Genomic DNA, 18,588 nt, shown 5'->3' on the forward strand with positions numbered 1-18,588 from the left:
GAAATCAGTCCCTGCCATAATGTACGGTTTCATATCCTCATAATGAGCAGAGAAATATCCCATGATTTCAGGGTAAAATTCCTTTCTCATTATATCATTTATCACTTTAAAGTTAATGTAAATTATATGAAGGATATGTGACACTTTCCATAGTGGACATTAGTGGATACTGCCTGTTTCAGCGAGCGCCCTCAATTGTTTCACTTCATGTGGTGTCAGTTCTCTTCCCTCTCCAGCATTCAAGCCGTGGAGGGAAAGGAATGCATATCTTTCTCTTTTCAACTTTTGAACAGGATACCCCAGGGCTTCGAACATCCTGCGGACCTGACGGTTTCTTCCTTCATGAATCGTGATTTCCACGATTGATTTCCCCTGCTTTTTATCGATGCTGAGGACCTTCACTTTAGCTGGTGCGGTCATTCCGTCTTCCAGCTTAATTCCTTTCTCAAGCTCACGGATCTTGAATTTAGGCGGAATCCCTTTTAATCTTGCCACATACGTCTTTTCAATCTCATTGCTGGGGTGCATAAGGGAATTGGCAAAGTCGCCATCATTGGTTAACAGGAGGATCCCTGAAGTTTCATAATCAAGTCTGCCGACAGGATAAATTCTTTCCTCGATTTCAGGGAAGAAATCCGTTACCACCTGACGATCTTTATCGTCTGTTACAGCGGAGATGACCCCTCTTGGTTTATAAAGCATGTAATATACTTTATTTTCTCTTTCAATCTGGATGCCCGTCACTTCAACTCGATCGGAGTGTGATACCTTCGTCCCAAGTTCCTTCACGACTTTCCCATTGACCTTTACTTTACCTTCTATAATTAATTGCTCTGCTTTACGACGTGACGCCACGCCACTGTGAGCAATTACCTTTTGTAATCGTTCCACGGTCTTTCACCTCATTTAATTTTCAATACATTTACCTTCATGAATTATTACACAATCCAGGCAAAATAGAAAGGCATAAAGGAAAATCGACCAATTCAGTCGATCCCTTTATGCCTTTTCATTTTTATCAAATGATTTTAAGAAGGACTTTTAAAACATGATGGTGACGATGAAGATGGCGGCGGCTATTCCGACTAGGTCGGCGAGGAGACCTACTTTCAGGGCATCCCCCATCTTCCGGATGCCGACTGCACCGAAGTATACGGTCAGTACATATAGCGTTGTATCCGTGCTTCCCTGCAAGGTGGAAGCGAGTCTTCCGATGAAGGAATCAGGGCCGTTGGTGGCGATGATATCACTCATCATGCCGAGGGCAGCAGTTCCGGAAATCGGCCTGATGATGGCCAGAGGGACGATTTCCGGAGGGATGCCGAGTGCAAGCAATGCCGGGCGGATCAGACCAACAAAGAATTCAAGGGCACCCGATTCCCGAAAGATGGTGATGGCCACCAGCATCCCAATCAGAAAGGGAATGATCGATACCGCTATTTTGATCCCTTCCTTTCCACCGTCAACAAATGTTTCATACGTCGGGACCTTTTTGATGGTCCCATAGATTAATATAAATCCAATCATGATCGGTATCAGCCATAAGGAAATGGTGGATATCCATTGCATTTACTTCACCTCTCGACGGGTTCGCCTGTAATGAAAATAACGGTCGATCAGAATCGCACCAATGGTGGACAGCATCGTGGCGATCAGAGTGGGTCCTACGATTTCAGTTGGCGACGCAGAGTCATATTTCATACGGATGGCGATCACCGTTGTCGGAATGATCGTAATGCTGGAGGTATTGATCGCCAAGAATGTGATCATCGACCTGCTGGCCACATCCTTTCCACCGTTTAAGCTTTTCAACTGCTCCATAGCTTTGATCCCGAGGGGGGTCGCAGCATTCCCCAAGCCGAACATATTAGCCATCATATTGGAAAGGATATACCCCATTGCCGGATGATTATCGGGCACTTCCGGGAATAGTCTCTTCACAAATGGCCTGAACAACTTAGCCAATTTATCAAGCAATCCCGCTTCCTGGGCGATCCTCATAATCCCGAGCCAAAACACTAATACACTGATCAATCCTATGCATAAGGTAACGGCATCATTAGCTGAAGTGAAAATGGCTTCATTCACTTCTGCCATTTTTCCGTTAATGATGGCGAATATCAACCCGATGATGGTCATCCCCACCCAGATCAAGTTAACCATGGTCCCGTACCCCTATGATGGATTCGAAGGAATAAGCCCAAAACTTCCACCAGCTTTTTTCTTCTTTCTTTTCAGGTGATGCTTTATAAAAAACGGGAAGGGTATCCACTTCCTTGTCACCTAAATAAACCACTGCCTTCCCGACTACCTCAGGCACATGCTGGCCCTTTAACCATTCCTGTTTTGGCTTCAACATCTTATACTCCACCTTGACCTTATCCACTTCATCATCCGTCAAGGTTAATACAGATTCCCGCTTGAGATAGGTATGGTCTTTATAGATTTTATCATCCATTTTTTCAATTTTGCCTTTGTCCAGGACGATTTTGTAATCATAGTGTTTAAATCCGTATTCAAACATCCCAATATGGTCATTCCAGTCATCAGGGCCGTTCAGGGTCACGGCAATCAGATTCTCCCCATCCTTGGATGCGGTGGAAACGAGCGTTCTTTTTGCCAGTTTTGTATAACCCGTTTTCCCTCCTGTACTATATTTATATAATTCGGTCAGCAGTCTATTTTTGTTTTTCCACTTGCGGTCCCACTTTTCATCTGGATTAGGGGCGGTGTGGACCTTGGTGCCTGCAATTTCCTTATACCTATCGTTTTCCATGGAATATCTCGTGAGAACGGCCATATCATACGCTGTCGAATAGTGATCTTCATGGTCATCCAGACCGTGTGGATTGGAGAAATGAGTATTTTCCATCCCTATTTCCTTTGCCTTTTCATTCATCATATAGACAAAACCGTCGAGGCTTCCCCCTACAAATTCCGCAATGGCGACTGCCCCATCATTCCCTGACCTGAGCATCAATCCGTACACGAGATCCTCAAGCTTTATCTTCTCTCCTGCCTTCAAGTAAAGGGAGGAGCCTTCCGTACCGGCCGCGTTCTGAGATACGGTTACTTCCTGATCCATCTTTCCGGACTCGACGGCAAGGATCGCGGTCATGATTTTCGTGATGCTGGCAATGCGACTTTGAGTATGGGCATCCTTTTCATATAGAATGCGCCCTGTTTCCTGATCCATTAAGATTGCTTTTTGTGAACTGACTGAAGGTGCAGCCAGAACCTTATTGGAAACAGAGACAAACAGAAAAGCAATGATTAGAAAATAGTATATGTAAAATCTCGCTCTCTTTCGATTCACACCCATCTACTCCTTTAAATCTAACGTGTTTGTACAAGTTTATGAGAGGACAAGGGGTAATATGAGTGAAATCTCGAAAGCAAAAGGGCAGATTGTACAAGTGAAAGGTTTATCACGATGGGGCCGTCTCCAAAACAAAAAACGCAGGACTGTGTATGCATCATTACAGTCCTGCGTTTTCATATATGATTTTCTATTCGTTCGTTTCCATCGTCTCTTGAAATTTCTCAAAGAACAGGTCCGCTTCGTCCTGGGCGAATTCGTCTTCAATGCTTTCAGGAAGAGGCGGAAGCTCCTCAATGCTCTTCAGGCCGAAGTAGTCCAGAAATTCTTTCGTGGTACCAAATAAAAAGGCACGTCCGGTCCCTTCCGCCCTGCCCACTTCCTTGACGAGCCCTTTTGATGTAAGGGTCTGAATGGGACGCTCGGTCTTGACACCCCTGATCTGCTCGATTTCCATACGCGTGATTGGCTGTTTATACGCGATAATCGCAAGGGTTTCAAGGGCTGCCTGGGACAGGAAGCTTACATGTGGGGATTCTACCAGTTTCTTTAAGTAGTCTGCATTCCTTTTTTTTGTCACTAATTGAAAGGTTCCTGCTATTTCAATGATGTATATGCCTCTATTGGAATCATTCTCATAATCATTCTTCAATTCTTCAAGGACATCCTTTGCTTTTTGTTCTTCGATTTCCAGCACAGAACAGACCTGTTTCAGTGATAGACCTTCGTCCCCTGCTGCAAACAATAAGCTTTCAAGGATCCCTTTCCAATTAATATTGCTCAACCATTCCAGCCTCCTTTCCTGCTTCTACAAATATTTCCGTAAAGTTATTCTCCTGGTTGACGATGATTTGTTTCCGCTTCATTAATTCAAGCACAGCAAGGAACGTCACCACGAGATGCTCTTTACTATCAGAGGGGAAAAGACTTGTAAAGGAGGTGCGTCTTTTTAAATTTTGTAAGTTTTCCAGAATATCGGTCATTCTCTTCTCAATGGATATTTCCTGTCTCGTAATTCTCGTTTGAACGGGGCGCTGGAGTTTTTTCCTTCTCAATAATTTATGAAAAGCTCCAAGCATATCATATAAAGATACCTGAACCTCAGTATTCTTTAAATCAACCTCTTCACTGAATTCAGAAAGGTCACTTGGAGGCTTGGTATACACTTGCCCCCTCTCTTCCTCACGATGCTTCAGTTCATTCGCTGCTTCTTTAAATTTACGGTACTCAATCAACCGCTCCACCAGTTCGTCGCGGGGATCTTCCTCTTCAAATTCGATTTCATCGCCCATCATGCCCTCATCATGCTTAGGCAGGAGCATTTTACTTTTAATGGCGAGTAACGTAGCTGCCATCACCAGATATTCACTTGCGACATCCAGTTGCAAATCCTTCATCGTATGTACATATAACATATATTGCTCCGTGATCTGAGCCATAGGAATATCATATATATCAATTTCTAACGAGTTAATCAGATGCAAAAGAAGATCCAAGGGACCTTCAAAAGCGTCAATCTTTACATTGTATTCCACTTTATCACCAAATTTCTCATAACAATCTTGCTGGAACGCTACTTAATAGTATAGTAGAAAGACCACTATTCTCCAATAGAAAGTTTTGTATTTACAGGCTTTCCTGTCGTATCAGCGGGGGTTTATGCTACAATTTAACTACTTTGCGTCATATGGAGGGATCTTATGGTTTATCCTGAAGCCTACATCGAATACTTAATGTATTTTCACGGTAATCGAGATTATTTTGAATGCCATGAAGTATTAGAAGAATATTGGAAAGAAGTCGATCCGGGAAACAGGACTTCCCACTGGGTGGGTCTCATTCAGGTCGCAGTGGGCTTTTATCATTATAGACGAGGCAATCTGACAGGTGCTGTGAGGACATTCAATAAAGCCATGAAGAATATTGAGGGAAATCACAAACAATTGACCGGGTTGGGGATTCATTCCGGAAAGCTTCACGCAATGATGGAGGAAACCATTCACCAAATCGGTGAAAATCAACCTTATCACAGTATCATCCTGCCTTTAACGGATGCTTCCCTTTCAGATCAGGTTCAACTGCGGTGCAGGAAAAATGGCTACATCTGGTGTTCAGAGAGTGACCTGACGAATTCAGCGCTCATTCACCGCCATTCCTTCAGGGACCGCACCGATGTGATTACCGAGCGGAGAAATGCCTTACGAAAAAAAAGAGGCGGACCACCAGTATAGGCGGCCTGCCTCTTTATTGTTCCTGTTCCTCGTTGTCTTCACCAATTTCATCGCATTTCTCAAAAAATGATGCGGTGTCTGAATTGGGCTTCACTTCAAGCTCCGAGTGCATATCCCTCAGATGTTTCACCATGGATTTCCCGATTCCTTCGTGACGATGTGATGGATTGACTGATATATGTTGAATCTCTAATGTACCTTCTGTTTTGTAAACTCCGATCAAACCTACTATGTCCTCTTCTTTCCATAAAAAGAGCTGCCAATTTTCTTCAGTTTCGTATTGCTTCATCGTTTGTTGAAGCTTCTTCAAATCCTTTTCATTTGGCATGAAAGATAATAATCCCATGGCAATCTTTTCAAACGCCTTTTTATACCGAATTAACATATTTACCCCTCGTCATGTTTTATGTCTAATCTATTTATTTCCTAATTATAGACAAAAACTAGAAATTTAATTGATATGAACGTTTATTTATCTTACTAAATTTACTTTTATTAAGCAAATCCCAATCAATCAGTTTCCAGCGATGAACATCCAGTAGATGACTCCCCACACCAGACCGGCAACGATTAATAACAAGAACAATGCTTTATTACTGATCTTCATGACTGACTCCTTTGTCTTCACTCTATGTGTTTATGTCATTGTTATTGTATAGTAAAATCGAAATTTGTTAAAGTATGTAATTCAGAATACAAAAAAAGTAGTCTTTAAGTACGATATACTTAAAGACTATATGATTGGTCGTTAAAACCTAACATCATGGGTAATCAGATCCTCATATGTCTCCCTTCGGACAGCTAACCTCGCTTCTCCGTCCTCGACGAATACGACGGCTGGCCGTGGAATCCGATTATAGTTATTCGCCATTGAATATCCGTATGCACCTGTACAGAACACAGCGAGAATATCCCCGTCTTCTGCGACAGGGAGTGGCAGGTCCCATATCAACATGTCTCCGGACTCACAGCACTTCCCTGCAACGGAAACCGTATCTTCACACATCCGGTCTGCTTTATTCGCTATAATCGCTTCATATTTCGCCTTGTATAGGGCAGGTCTGATATTGTCGCTCATTCCCCCATCGACCGCTACATATTTCCGGACGCCCGGGACATCTTTCTGCGACCCCAACGTATAAAGACTTGTACCCGCGTCCCCTACAAGTGACCGACCCGGTTCAATCCAGATTTCAGGCATAGCTAAATTGTATTTCTCCACTTCCTCTTTCACTGCAGCAATCATTTCTTTCACATACTGAGCAGGAGGAATGGGATCATCCTCTTTCGTGTATCGGATTCCAAATCCACCACCCAGATTAATGACCTGTGGATCAAAGCTGTATTGAGAACGCCACAGGGCGACCTTTTCAATGATTTTCCTGGCGGCGAGAATGAATCCCGTCGTTTCAAAAATCTGTGAACCTATATGGCAATGGAGTCCCAACAATTCAATTGTTTCGGAATCCAGCGCTGATTTCATCGCTTTTTCGGCTTGACCGTTCTCTAAATCAAATCCGAATTTCGAATCTTCCTGTCCCGTAAGGATATAATCATGGGTATGAGCTTCGATCCCTGGTGTTACTCTTAACAACACCTTTGTGGCTTCTTCAAGAGATCGTGACAATTCACCCACAAGCTCCAGTTCATGAAAGTTATCGACGACGATACAGCCGATTTTATGTTCAATGGCCATCGTCAGTTCTTCCCTTGACTTGTTATTCCCATTAAAATGGATCCGCCCCGGAGGAAAACCTGCCTTCAAGGCCGTAAATAGCTCTCCTCCAGAAACGACATCCAGGGACAGCCCTTCTTCATCCATTAACTGAAAGATTCCGATACAGGAGAATGCTTTGCTGGCATAGGCCACTTCCGCCTTCACCCCGAGGGATTCAAATGTTTCTTTAAACCCTCTTGCACGCTCCCTGACAAGTTTCGTGTCATAAACATAAAGGGGGGTACCATATTGAGCCGCCAGGTCTCCGGTACTGACCCCGCCTATCGTTAAGCCCCCGTTTTTTATTTCTGCTGATCCATGAAGATGCATGAAACGTCTCATTCCCCTCTATAGTCCACTACTAATTAAACGTAATTTACCACAGAAAAGGAATTGTTGCAATATTCTAAGATTTAGCAGGTTGTTTGTATTTATTTCTCGGCTGGACGATACTTGGTCGAATTTTAGACCCCGGTACCGACTTCCTGACGAGAATCTGCATAAACGCCTTCGGACTGAAAGGCAGCAGCGGCCATAGATACGGTGTATTGAGGGATTTGATATTCGCTACGTACAGAATGAACAGGGTACTTCCAATCATCAAACCAGGGATATGGAAGAACGCAACCATCACCAGGAGAAGAAGCCTTGCCATCTTATTCGCTACACTCAATTCATAACTCGGAGTTGCGAACGTACCGATCGAAGCGACAGCTACATACAGGATGACCTCAGGCTGAAATAGCCCTACATCGATGGCAATCTGACCGATCAAGACGGCGGCGATCAAACCCATGGCCGTCGAGAGCGGGGTCGGGGTATGGATGGCGGCGATCCTGAACATCTCCACCCCAAGGTCAGCAATGAATAATTGAACGATCACCGGAATATTGGTTTGTTCCTGAGGTCCGACATATTTAATGACTTCCGGCAGCAGTGATGGATCCAGTACGAATAGATACCATAACGGAAGAAGGAAAAGTGAAGCAAGCACTCCCATGAATCTTGTCCATCTCACAAACGTCCCAACAGCCGGTGATTGTCTATACTCCTCCGCATGCTGCAGATGATGAAAGAACGTGGTAGGCGTGATGATGACACTCGGCGATGTATCGACAAAGATCAGCACATGCCCTTCTAGCAGGTGGGTCGCAGCTACATCCGCCCTTTCTGTATATCTGACCAGTGGATATGGATTATATCCTTGCTTTACCAGAAACTCTTCTATCGTTTTATCCGCCATCGTCAACCCATCGATTTTAATACTTTTCAATTCTTTCTTGATCACTTCAATCAAGCTCGGGTTGGCCACATCATCGATATATGCAATTGAAATATCCGTCTTGGAACGCTCTCCGATCCGGAATATTTCAAACCTCAGCCTGGGATCTCTTATTCTTCTTCTTGTTAAGGCTGTATTGACGATGATATTCTCGACATAACCGTCACGGGAACCGCGGACGACCTTCTCCGTATCGGGTTCTGACGGCTGTCTTCCAGGATAACTCCTGACATCTACGATCAGCGCTTCTTCATATCCTTCAACAAATACGGCAATCAAACCGGAAAGCACTTCATCAACTGCTTCTTCAATCGTTTTTACCGGTTCAACGGATTGATGCACAAGTCGATTATGTACAATATCGTATAATCTGCTTGTAGCCCGTTCATGATCATTGATCTCCACAAGTTCTTCTACAATTTCAATGATATAGGATGCATCGGTGAGGCCATTTATATAATAAAAATGAACACCTTTTTTCAAGACCATCAATTTGCGGACACCGATGTCAAAGCTCGTGTTCAACCCTACGTGCTCTTTCATATAATCTTCAATGACCTTTAAATCTTTAGGTATCGGTGTTTCTTTCGTCTTTTGAGGCATGATACCCACTCCTTTCTAAGATGATCTCCACTGCTTTTTTCGTAATGGGGGCGCCTTGGGAATAATGATCCCGCTTGGCCATTTTCCCTATGTCACCAATTCCGACAATCACCGGCACATCCAGTTCATCAAGGCAGTAAACAGTGTCTCCCGTCAATCTTCCAACATCCATTTCAGGTACACCGAATTTATCGACCCCGTATGGAGTCAACTCCCCGAATTTATCAATGCAGACATCCACCCTGGTCCATTCCGCCTGCCTGGTTTTACTTGCTACCGCAATAATTCCGAGCACGTCTATTTCCGCATGATTCGCAACATACTTTAGCGCCCTTTCACCTGCGCCTTCCCCAATGAATCCACTATCATCAAACATCACAAAGACAGGGTCGTTTTTGGCTCTTTGAATCAGCTTTACAATTTCGGGTCCCGACAACACAGAGGGATTGCCTTTGGAGCTTGATATACACCTTCCGCCATATCCTTTCGCCACACATTCGATGGCGCGCTTGGCGTATTCATCCCCATCTGTTATCAGGATCACTTTCCTTTTATTGTCCATACGAAACCCCTGCCTCTTGCAAATTATTGATGAACCAAGTAAAGCCAATGAAATAGAGAACCGAAAATCTTCCCGAATACGATTGCCATGATCAGTATCACAATCTGTCCATCAATCCCGATTCGTTTGGCCAGGATGGGAAACACATTCAATACTTCTGTCAAGGCAGCAGCCAACAGTCCGATGAACACTCCGCTCATGAGACCGAGGGGGATAAGGACCAAAGGAGAGAAATGGAGAGTATAGTCATTCAGGCTGATGAATCCTCCTGCAAGCGCCCCGGTAATGACGGCCATCTCATAGTAATGAATCATTTTCATTGTTTTAGTCAATTGAGTTAACCGGGGGATGATACCCAAAACGGTTAAAAATGCAACGAATCCCGAGCCTACAGCCAGCCCCCCGGCAAATCCGATAAATACGGTGATCAATACATTAATGGTCATCCAGTTTCTTCTGACTTTCTTTATTTTCGTGCATAATCACGTATTGATCTAAATCCTGCTGGTAGTTAAACATTTCAACTTCAAGAGGGCTCGGCTCTTCATTGAGTCTTTTTCGAAACACATGATTGAAAAACAAAATCATTCCAAGACCTAAACCAAACGAATAAGGAACCTGGAATAATAATGGGTGGGGATCCACCCCTCCCGTCACAAAATGATACAGCCTTTGATGAACTTCTCTCATACTTACGTCTTCATGGAAATTCATTATAGCCAGGGCCGCACCGATGAATAATAGTAACCAAACGCCAATGAATAAAGGGAGAGAGACTTTCTTTTTCTCATAGATCACTTCAATGATGCTTTGAGTAGGCCCGATCGTTTGAATATCCAGGTCCGGGTATACTTTGCATACCTCACTGATGACCTTCATGACATCGACTACGACAATATTCTTATCTGAAGGGGTCACCTGATGAATCGGGATTTCCTTTATATCTTCCACAATCGTTTCAGATGCTATGATTTGCGCCAGCTGAGAAAGCTTGACCATGCTCTCTTCCCTTACCTGCACTCGATGGCGTAAGCGTATATACAAAATACCTTCCATGCAGTTCACTTCCTGAAAACATGATTTTCCCTTCGTACCAATAGTATGGATTAACGTGATTTATTTATGTAATATCCTCGGGGACGATGGGACAAATGGGTGAACGAAACGTCGGGATGGAAGTGATGGGAAGGTCTGGAGGGAAGGTTTATGGAAACAATTTCAAGCAAAAAAATAACCTTGTGGATTCAGTAAATGGAATCCACAAGGTTATGTTGCCTAAGGTTCTGAATGCATATGTTCTTTCATCGTTTGTAAAATCTTCTTCTCAAGTCTTGATACCTGCACTTGGGAGATCCCCAGCCGATCCGCTACTTCCGATTGGGTCTGATCTTTGTAATACCTTAAATACACGATCAGCCGCTCCCGATCATCCAATTCCCGGATGGCTTCTTTCAGGGCAATCTTATCAAACCACTTATTATCCGTATTATCGGCAATCTGATCCAAAAGCGTGATGGGATCACCATCATTTTCATAAACCGTTTCATGAATCGAAGAAGGGGCACGACTCGCTTCCTGGGCCATGATCACCTCTTCAACGGAATACTCAAGATGGTCGGCAAGCTCGCTGACGGTCGGGACCCTGCCGAATTTCTTGGAGAGCTCATCCTTCGCTTTCCTGATTTTATTCCCCATTTCCTTCAGGGAACGACTCACCTTCACTGTCCCATCATCCCGAATGAAACGCTGGATCTCTCCGATAATCATCGGAACCGCATACGTCGAAAACTTGACATCGTAGCTTAAATCAAACTTATCCACTGATTTCAGCAACCCGATACTGCCTATTTGAAAGAGGTCATCCGGCTCATAACCGCGATTGAGGAAGCGTTGCACAACGGACCATACCAGACGCATATTCTTCTGGACGATCAAGTCCCTTGCGCTTTGGTCGCCATCCTGACTTTGCTTGATCAGCTCTTTCACCTCATGATCCTTCAAAAAGGTCTGTTCCTTTTCATTTTTCACTTCGACATCCATGGGCACGACTCCTTAATTGCATAGCGCTTTACTATTGGTCAAGTGCTTCTTCAGCCTTACCGTGGTGCCTGTACCTGGGTGTGATGACACTTCTATTTCATCCATGAAATTCTCCATGATCGTAAATCCCATACCGGAACGCTCAAGCTCCGGCTTGGAGGTGAAGAGTGGTTGACGGGCTTCTTCTACATCTCCAATCCCGATTCCTTCATCGCGGATGGTCATATCAATGAACCCATCCTCTTCCATGATCACGGAAATATAAACCGTCCCATTGGGCCTGTTATCATAACCGTGAATGATGGCATTGGTCACGGCTTCCGAGACGACGGTCTTGATTTCAGTCAACTCATCCATGGTCGGATCGAGTTGGGCAATAAATGACGCCACAGTCACGCGGGCAAAGGATTCATTTTGGCTTAAGGAACTAAATTGAATGTTCATTTCATTTCTCATATTATGCGACCCCCAATCTTTGTAATGCATTTTCTTCAGACGGCTCAAGACGAATGATCTTAAACAATCCTGACATTTCAAATAATCGGTTTACAGAAGGGGAAATCGCACATACCACCATTTCTCCATGCTTTTGCTTGATCTGCTTGTAACGACCCAAAATGACACCTAATCCAGAACTATCCATAAAGCTTAATTCCTCTAAATTCAAAATGATATGCTTTACATTCTCACTTTCGATCAGGCTTGAAGCTTTTTCCCTGAGTTCATCGGCAGTGTGATGATCCAACTCACCACTTAAACGGACACACAGTACATCTTTTTTGACTTCTAAGTTAATAGCAAGACTCACTATCAGAAAGCCTCCTTCTCTGTCGTATAGTGAGTCATTTCGCTATTCTTTTAGTAAATTCCTTCTCCATGACAAAACTAGAAGGAATTCGTCATAATTAGAGGTTATTTTCCGAGGCTCATTACTTTCCTACCTTTGTAAAAAGTCCAAAGGATTTTTTATATAATTCCCACCAGCTTGCATCGTTTACATTTTTCTTGGCAACGAGAGTGCTTTCCACTACTTTTTTCCCTTTATTCATCACCACGAGCGTCCCGACTTTGTCTCCTTTTTTAATCGGAGCTTTCAAGTCTTTCGATAATGTGATCTTCTGCTGGATTTCATCTAACTTTTCACCTTTTTGGGTAAGGAGGGAAATGGGCTCATCCGTTACGGCATCCACTTTATTCTCCTTCCCTTTTGAAACTTTCACCTTAGCCAGGGAATCTCCTTTTTTGAAGAGAGGTTTGGTCGAATACTGATTAAAGGCATAATCGAGCATTTTACTGACTTCGTTGTTCCGTTCCTTTGGTGTTGGGGCACCGAACACGACCGCAATCACTCTCATATTGTCTTTCTTTGCCGTAGCCGTCAGGCAATATTTCGCCTCATTCGTGAAGCCTGTTTTCAAACCATCCACTCCGTCATAGAAGCGGACCAATTTATTCGTATTCACGAGCCAGAATTTTTTATCCGATCCTTCACGAAGGTAAGATTCATAGCTGCCCGTGAACTTTGTGATTCCGTCGTATTTAAGAAGTTCCTTGGCCATCATGGACATGTCATGTGCCGAACTGTAATGATCCTTCGAAGGTAGACCTGTAGGGTTCTTGAAATGAGTGTCTTTCAACCCAAGCTCTTTCACCTTGTTGTTCATTTTCTCAACGAATGCTTCTTCACTTCCTGCAATATGCTCCGCCATCGCGACTGAGGCGTCATTGGCGGACCCAATGGCAATTCCCTTCAGCATTTCTTCTACAGACATGCTTTCACCCGGCTCCAGGAAAATCTGTGATCCGCCCATCGAGGCAGCATATTCACTTGCACGCACTTTATCATCCCACTTGATTTGACCTTTTTCGAGGGCTTCCATGATCAGAGTCATGGTCATGATTTTGGTCATGGACGCAGGTGCCAGCTTTTCATGGCTATTTTTCTCATAAAGCACCGCCCCAGTATCACGCTCGATTAAAATGGCTGATTTCGCCACGTCGGCGAGCTCCGATTTCTTCTCCTGGGCAAATCCTATGGAAGGAAATAGAAAAGCTGTTAAAACAAATGTCACCACTATATACGCAAAACGTTTCATCCAACTGTCCTCCAATCAAAATCTCGTTATTATTTCAATACTCATAGATCCATTTTTTCCATCCTCATCATTTTTATACAAACATTGGTAAAAAGTCATTCAAAACTTATTGCGCCGTTCGCTCATTGAAATGAAATCAAAAATCTGTTTTCACACAAAAAAAGCCCCTGCCGAAGAGAAATTAATTCCTTCGGCAAAGGCTTCGTTCAAATGGATGATCAACCAGTGATTTCAGTATGAATCAACGTGGGTGCATCCACATGTTCAGTTGTCACTTTAATGCTCTCATATAGCTTCTCTTTCACATTGTCGATGTTTTCTTCATTGCTGTAAATGGTGGCAAGGGAATCTCCCGCTTTGACCTCATCACCAATTTTCTTGCGAAGTTCAAGACCGACGGCTAAGTCGATCACAGAATCTTTCGTTGCACGGCCTGCTCCAAGCCACATGGCAGCCGTTCCGACTGCATCGGCCACGATTTCAGACACATGGCCATCCTGTTTCGCTTCAAGCTCGATCTTGTACTTTGCTTGAGGAAGTTTGGCTGGGTCATCCACAACAGATGGATCTCCACCTTGTGATTCAAGGAATACCTTGAAATTCTCAAGAGCTGAACCGTCTTCAATCGCTCTTTGTAATAATGCTCTTGCTTCTTCCAACGTTGAAGCTTTCTCTGCTAAGAATACCATATGGCTTCCAAGTGTCAGGCAAAGTTCCGTTAAGTCCTCAGGCCCTTCCCCTTTTAGCGTATCGATTGCTTCCTTCACTTCCAGGGCATTCCCGATGGCATAACCAAGGGGCTGACTCATGTCGGAAATGACGGCCATCGTCTTTCGTCCGACGTTATTCCCGATGTTCACCATGGCTTTGGCTAAGTTCTTAGAATCGTCCAGCGTCTTCATGAAGGCACCGGCACCGGTTTTCACATCAAGTACGATGGCATCGGCACCCGCTGCGATCTTTTTACTCATGATCGAGCTTGCAATCAGTGGGATACTATTGACCGTAGCCGTCACATCACGAAGGGAATACAACTTTTTATCAGCAGGTGTCAAGTTACCGCTTTGGCCGATGACGGCAAGTTTATTCTTGTTCACCAGGCGGATGAACTCCTCGTTTTCGATTTCCACATGGAATCCTTCTACGGATTCAAGCTTATCGATGGTTCCCCCGGTATGACCAAGACCCCTTCCACTCATCTTCGCTACAGGGACACCGACTGATGCCACAAGCGGTCCAAGAACAAGCGTTGTTGTATCACCGACTCCTCCTGTAGAGTGCTTATCCACTTTGATTCCTTCGATGGCGGACAAATCAATCTGATCGCCTGATTCCACCATGGCCATCGTCAAGTCTGCTCGTTCTCTATCGCTCATATCTTTGAAGAAAATCGCCATCGTCAGGGCGCTCACCTGATAATCAGGGATGCTTCCGTCTGTATATCCCTCTACGATGAATTTGATTTCTTCCGTAGATAATTCTTTTCCTTCACGCTTCTTCTCTATTAAGTCAACCATTCTCATTGCCTTCACCCACTCTTCTAGTATTAATCAGCGTTTATAATGATTTCACGATCTCTTTTACATATGAAAGGAAATTGGCACGTACCATCTCCGTCGTTTCCATGACTTCATCATGGGAAAGGGGCTGATCCAGAATCCCGGCAGCCATATTTGAAATGCATGAAATTCCCAGTACCTTGATTCCTGCATGACGGGCCACGATGACTTCAGGTACCGTTGACATTCCGACTGCATCTCCACCCAGGGTACGGGCAAGTCGAACTTCAGCAGGCGTTTCATAAGTAGGGCCGGTATTTCCGACATAGACCCCTTCCTGCACTTCGATGGATAATTCCCCGGCGATTTCTTTCGCTTTTTGACGCAGTTCTTTACAGTATGCTTCTGACATATCCGGGAATCTCGGCCCTAAGCGGGAATCATTCGCTCCGATGAGTGGATTGCCTCCCATATTATTGATATGATCGGAAATCAGCATTAAATCCCCCGCCTGGAAGCTTTCGTTCACGCCGCCGGCAGCATTTGTCACAATCAGCACTTCCACGCCCAACTCTTTCATGACGCGTACAGGAAATGTCACTTTATCGAAACCATACCCTTCATAGTAATGGAAACGCCCTTGCATGGCGACAACTTCCTGTCCGGCCAATTGTCCGAACACAAGCTGTCCCGCATGACCTGCCACGGTTGAAACAGGGAAATCAGGAATCTCCTTATACGGGATCTTCACTGAGTTTTGGATTTCATCTGCCAGTACACCAAGCCCCGATCCAAGGATCAATCCGACCTTAGGCTGTCCTGTATATTGATTTTTCAAATGACTTGCTGCATTTTGGATGTTTTCGTAATTCATCTTATTACTCCTTTTCAACGTAAAGAGGAGGAAATGAGCCTTTCGTTTGGCTTCACCCCACTCCCACTCATATTTTTTATTTTAATTTCGTCAAGAAGCTTTGGCCGAACTTTGGCATGTTCACATTGAAGTTATCTGCTACTGTTGCCCCGATATCTGCGAATGTTTCAGAGATAGGAAGTTCTTTCCCTCCATCAAAACGCTTTGAATATACAAGAAGTGGGACATACTCCCTCGTATGATCTGTTCCTGGAGCAGTGGGGTCGTTCCCGTGATCAGCTGTAATGATCAGAAGATCATCTTCGGTCATTTTCTCGAATACTTCAGGGAGGCGCGCATCAAATTCTTCCAGCGCCTTTCCATATCCTTCTGGATCGCGTCGATGTCCATATAACGCGTCGAAGTCAACCAGATTCAGGAAGCTTAAGCCTGTGAAGTCTTTGTCGAATGATTCGACGAGTCCATCCATTCCGTGCATGTTATGCTTCGTGCGAATGGATTCGGTCACCCCTTCACCATTATAAATATCTGATATTTTCCCAATGGCGATCACATCAAAGCCGGAGTCCTTCAATTCATTCATGACTGTACGGTCAAATGGCTTTAATGCATAGTCATGGCGATTGGATGTGCGCTTAAACGCTCCCGGCTCCCCTACGAACGGACGGGCGATGACACGTCCGACGAGGTATTCCTCTTCTTTCGTGATTTCACGGGCAATTTCACAGATTTTGTACTGTTCTTCAATCGGGATGATGTCTTCATGAGCTGCGATTTGAAGAACGGGGTCTGCAGATGTATACACAATGAGTGCCCCTGTTTCCATATGCTCTTTTCCTAATTCTTCAATGATTTCAGTGCCACTGGCAGGCTTGTTTCCAATGATCGTCCTGCCTGTTTCCGCTTCCAGTCTCTGGATCAATTTTTCTGGAAATCCATCCGGATACGTCTTGAACGGCTTATCGATATTCAGGCCCATGATTTCCCAATGCCCCGTCATCGTGTCTTTCCCGACTGACGCTTCCTGCATTTTTGTGTAGTATGCAAGAGGTTTGCCGGCCTTCTCGATACCCTTCACTTCTTTAATATTGGAAAGGCCAAGCTTCCCGATATTCGGCATATTCAGTCCATCCATGTGTTCAGCAATGTGACCGAGCGTATCAGATCCCTTATCGTTGAACAGTTCTGCATCAGGCGCTTCGCCGATACCGACCGAATCCATTACGATCAAGTGAACCCGTTTGTATGTATAGTTGCTCATTATCGTAAACCTCCTATATAGTAATCCATTTTTAAAAAAGCGGTTACATTTTCGACCTTCAAACGTATCATACCCTTATCTGCTTTGAAGCAATCGACAGGATTTAACGTCAGAAGTCTGACATCTATATTCTACTTTTCCCTCTCAAAAAAAACAAGAGAGATCCCTTAAAGAATCGTAATTTCTTTAAGGAATCCCCCTTCATTCTTTTAAGCTCTGGGATGGAATTGCGAATAGACATCCTTTAAGCGGGTTTTCGTCACATGTGTATAGATTTGGGTCGTGGAAATGTCTGCATGACCCAGCATTTCCTGAACCGCCCTGAGATCCGCCCCATTCTCCAACAAATGAGTGGCAAATGAGTGGCGAAGCGTATGAGGCGTCAAATCCTTCTCAATATTGGCTTTCTTCGCAAGGGCCTTTAAATTCTTCCAGAAGCCCTGCCTTGTCAGCCCTTTCCCATGGTGATTGAGAAATAAATGATCATCACGATGCTTCTTGCTCCGTAATTTCAACCGTGCATCCCCTAAATAGTTCTCGAGGACATCCATGGCCGTCTGCCCGATCGGGATGATCCGCTCTTTGTTCCCTTTTCCGATGCACCGGACAAATCCCATGGTCAAATGGACGTCTTCCAATTGAAGCTGGATGAGCTCGCTTACCCGTATCCCCGTCGCATAAAGGAGTTCAAGCATCGCCTTGTCCCTCATCCCTAAGGGTGTCGATTCTTCAGGGGCTTCAAGTAAAGCCTCCACTTCAGCGATGCTCAAGATCCTTGGGAGTGTCCTTTCAGTCTTTGGTGTTTCGATGTGCACAGTCGGGTCTTGGTCCGTCGCCTTTTCCCTTAAGAGGAACTGATGAAAGGAACGAATCGACGCCACATGACGGGCAACGGTCTTTGAAGATTTCCCCTGGTTTTTTAAATGTCCGAGAAATTGAAGGATATTGACCCTTGAAACGGCGTTTAATTCCGCCACTTCTTCAACCTTCGATAAGTATAAGGCATAATTCTTTAAATCACGTTGATAGGACTCGATCGTATTCTTTGCAAGCCCTTTTTCTACTATTAAAAAGTGCATGAAATCTTGAATATGGTCTTCCACA

The 18,588-nt window shown here is 44.3% G+C and carries 21 protein-coding genes; 1 reads left to right on the forward strand and 20 read right to left on the reverse strand.

Going from position 1 to position 18,588, the window contains the following annotated elements; translation table 11 throughout:
- Nucleotides 1-159: 159 nt before the first annotated feature.
- The 6 genes from P8596_RS14730 to P8596_RS14755 form a co-directional block, all read right to left on the reverse strand.
- Nucleotides 160-891, reverse strand: a complete 732-nt coding sequence (locus tag P8596_RS14730) for a pseudouridine synthase (RefSeq protein ID WP_034758238.1) — start codon at nt 889-891, stop codon at nt 160-162.
- Between the two features lie 150 nt (nt 892-1,041).
- Nucleotides 1,042-1,569 carry a spore maturation protein gene (locus tag P8596_RS14735; protein WP_034758235.1) on the reverse strand — a complete coding sequence of 176 codons (528 nt, stop codon included), beginning with the start codon at nt 1,567-1,569 and terminating at the stop codon, nt 1,042-1,044.
- Nucleotides 1,570-2,163 carry a nucleoside recognition domain-containing protein gene (locus P8596_RS14740; protein ID WP_279724220.1) on the reverse strand — a complete coding sequence of 198 codons (594 nt, stop codon included), beginning with the start codon at nt 2,161-2,163 and terminating at the stop codon, nt 1,570-1,572.
- On the reverse strand, nt 2,156-3,316 hold the full coding sequence (locus tag P8596_RS14745; RefSeq protein ID WP_254651772.1) for a D-alanyl-D-alanine carboxypeptidase family protein: 1,161 nt from the start codon (nt 3,314-3,316) through the stop codon (nt 2,156-2,158). The genes P8596_RS14740 and P8596_RS14745 overlap by 8 nt, the downstream gene beginning before the upstream one ends.
- Nucleotides 3,317-3,509: 193 nt before the next feature.
- Entirely contained in the window at nt 3,510-4,103 is a 594-nt protein-coding gene (gene scpB / locus P8596_RS14750; protein ID WP_224519592.1) for an SMC-Scp complex subunit ScpB, read from the reverse strand.
- Complete coding sequence (locus P8596_RS14755; protein ID WP_159362192.1) at nt 4,090-4,854, reverse strand: segregation/condensation protein A; 765 nt, start codon at nt 4,852-4,854, stop codon at nt 4,090-4,092. The genes scpB and P8596_RS14755 overlap by 14 nt, the downstream gene beginning before the upstream one ends.
- Before the next feature lie 165 nt (nt 4,855-5,019).
- Between P8596_RS14755 and P8596_RS14760 the strand changes: the two genes are divergently transcribed.
- The gene (locus P8596_RS14760) at nt 5,020-5,550 is read left to right on the forward strand and encodes a DUF309 domain-containing protein (RefSeq protein WP_279724221.1); all 531 of its coding nucleotides are present in this window, start codon (nt 5,020-5,022) and stop codon (nt 5,548-5,550) included.
- Nucleotides 5,551-5,563: 13 nt separating this feature from the next.
- On the opposite strand, the gene P8596_RS14765 is transcribed toward P8596_RS14760, so the two are convergent.
- The 14 genes from P8596_RS14765 to xerD form a co-directional block, all read right to left on the reverse strand.
- Nucleotides 5,564-5,935 carry a GNAT family N-acetyltransferase gene (locus P8596_RS14765; RefSeq protein WP_279724222.1) on the reverse strand — a complete coding sequence of 124 codons (372 nt, stop codon included), beginning with the start codon at nt 5,933-5,935 and terminating at the stop codon, nt 5,564-5,566.
- A 363-nt stretch (nt 5,936-6,298) separates the two neighbouring features.
- Nucleotides 6,299-7,597 carry a diaminopimelate decarboxylase gene (gene lysA / locus P8596_RS14770; protein ID WP_279727010.1) on the reverse strand — a complete coding sequence of 433 codons (1,299 nt, stop codon included), beginning with the start codon at nt 7,595-7,597 and terminating at the stop codon, nt 6,299-6,301.
- Nucleotides 7,598-7,673: 76 nt separating this feature from the next.
- The gene (locus P8596_RS14775; protein WP_034758218.1) at nt 7,674-9,152 is read right to left on the reverse strand and encodes a spore germination protein; all 1,479 of its coding nucleotides are present in this window, start codon (nt 9,150-9,152) and stop codon (nt 7,674-7,676) included.
- Nucleotides 9,118-9,714 (reverse strand): stage V sporulation protein SpoVABEA, encoded by a 597-nt coding sequence (gene spoVAEA, locus P8596_RS14780; RefSeq protein WP_159362195.1) that lies wholly within the window; start codon nt 9,712-9,714, stop codon nt 9,118-9,120. The genes P8596_RS14775 and spoVAEA overlap by 35 nt, the downstream gene beginning before the upstream one ends.
- Nucleotides 9,715-9,737: 23 nt before the next feature.
- On the reverse strand, nt 9,738-10,160 hold the full coding sequence (locus P8596_RS14785) for a stage V sporulation protein AB (RefSeq protein WP_034758212.1): 423 nt from the start codon (nt 10,158-10,160) through the stop codon (nt 9,738-9,740).
- Nucleotides 10,150-10,770, reverse strand: coding sequence for a stage V sporulation protein AA (locus tag P8596_RS14790; protein ID WP_034758209.1), 621 nt, complete (start codon nt 10,768-10,770; stop codon nt 10,150-10,152). The genes P8596_RS14785 and P8596_RS14790 overlap by 11 nt, the downstream gene beginning before the upstream one ends.
- A gap of 219 nt (nt 10,771-10,989) precedes the next feature.
- Nucleotides 10,990-11,754: an RNA polymerase sporulation sigma factor SigF gene (gene sigF, locus P8596_RS14795; RefSeq protein ID WP_224519589.1), complete on the reverse strand. Its 765-nt coding sequence runs from the start codon at nt 11,752-11,754 to the stop codon at nt 10,990-10,992.
- Between the two features lie 12 nt (nt 11,755-11,766).
- Nucleotides 11,767-12,210 (reverse strand): anti-sigma F factor, encoded by a 444-nt coding sequence (spoIIAB, locus tag P8596_RS14800; protein WP_034758205.1) that lies wholly within the window; start codon nt 12,208-12,210, stop codon nt 11,767-11,769.
- Nucleotide 12,211: 1 nt separating this feature from the next.
- Nucleotides 12,212-12,562 carry an anti-sigma F factor antagonist gene (gene spoIIAA / locus P8596_RS14805; protein ID WP_034758203.1) on the reverse strand — a complete coding sequence of 117 codons (351 nt, stop codon included), beginning with the start codon at nt 12,560-12,562 and terminating at the stop codon, nt 12,212-12,214.
- Nucleotides 12,563-12,683: 121 nt separating this feature from the next.
- On the reverse strand, nt 12,684-13,850 hold the full coding sequence (locus P8596_RS14810; RefSeq protein WP_224519588.1) for a D-alanyl-D-alanine carboxypeptidase family protein: 1,167 nt from the start codon (nt 13,848-13,850) through the stop codon (nt 12,684-12,686).
- Nucleotides 13,851-14,068: 218 nt separating this feature from the next.
- Complete coding sequence (locus P8596_RS14815; protein WP_279724223.1) at nt 14,069-15,373, reverse strand: pyrimidine-nucleoside phosphorylase; 1,305 nt, start codon at nt 15,371-15,373, stop codon at nt 14,069-14,071.
- Between the two features lie 34 nt (nt 15,374-15,407).
- Entirely contained in the window at nt 15,408-16,223 is an 816-nt protein-coding gene (locus tag P8596_RS14820; RefSeq protein WP_224519586.1) for a purine-nucleoside phosphorylase, read from the reverse strand.
- Nucleotides 16,224-16,299: 76 nt separating this feature from the next.
- Entirely contained in the window at nt 16,300-17,484 is a 1,185-nt protein-coding gene (deoB, locus tag P8596_RS14825; protein WP_224519585.1) for a phosphopentomutase, read from the reverse strand.
- A gap of 209 nt (nt 17,485-17,693) precedes the next feature.
- Nucleotides 17,694-18,587 (reverse strand): site-specific tyrosine recombinase XerD, encoded by an 894-nt coding sequence (xerD, locus tag P8596_RS14830; RefSeq protein WP_224519584.1) that lies wholly within the window; start codon nt 18,585-18,587, stop codon nt 17,694-17,696.
- Between the last annotated feature and the right edge of the window lies 1 nt (nt 18,588).

This window comes from Rossellomorea sp. DA94 (genome assembly GCF_029834455.1).
GTDB classification, from domain to species: Bacteria; Bacillota; Bacilli; order Bacillales; family Bacillaceae_B; genus Rossellomorea; species Rossellomorea vietnamensis.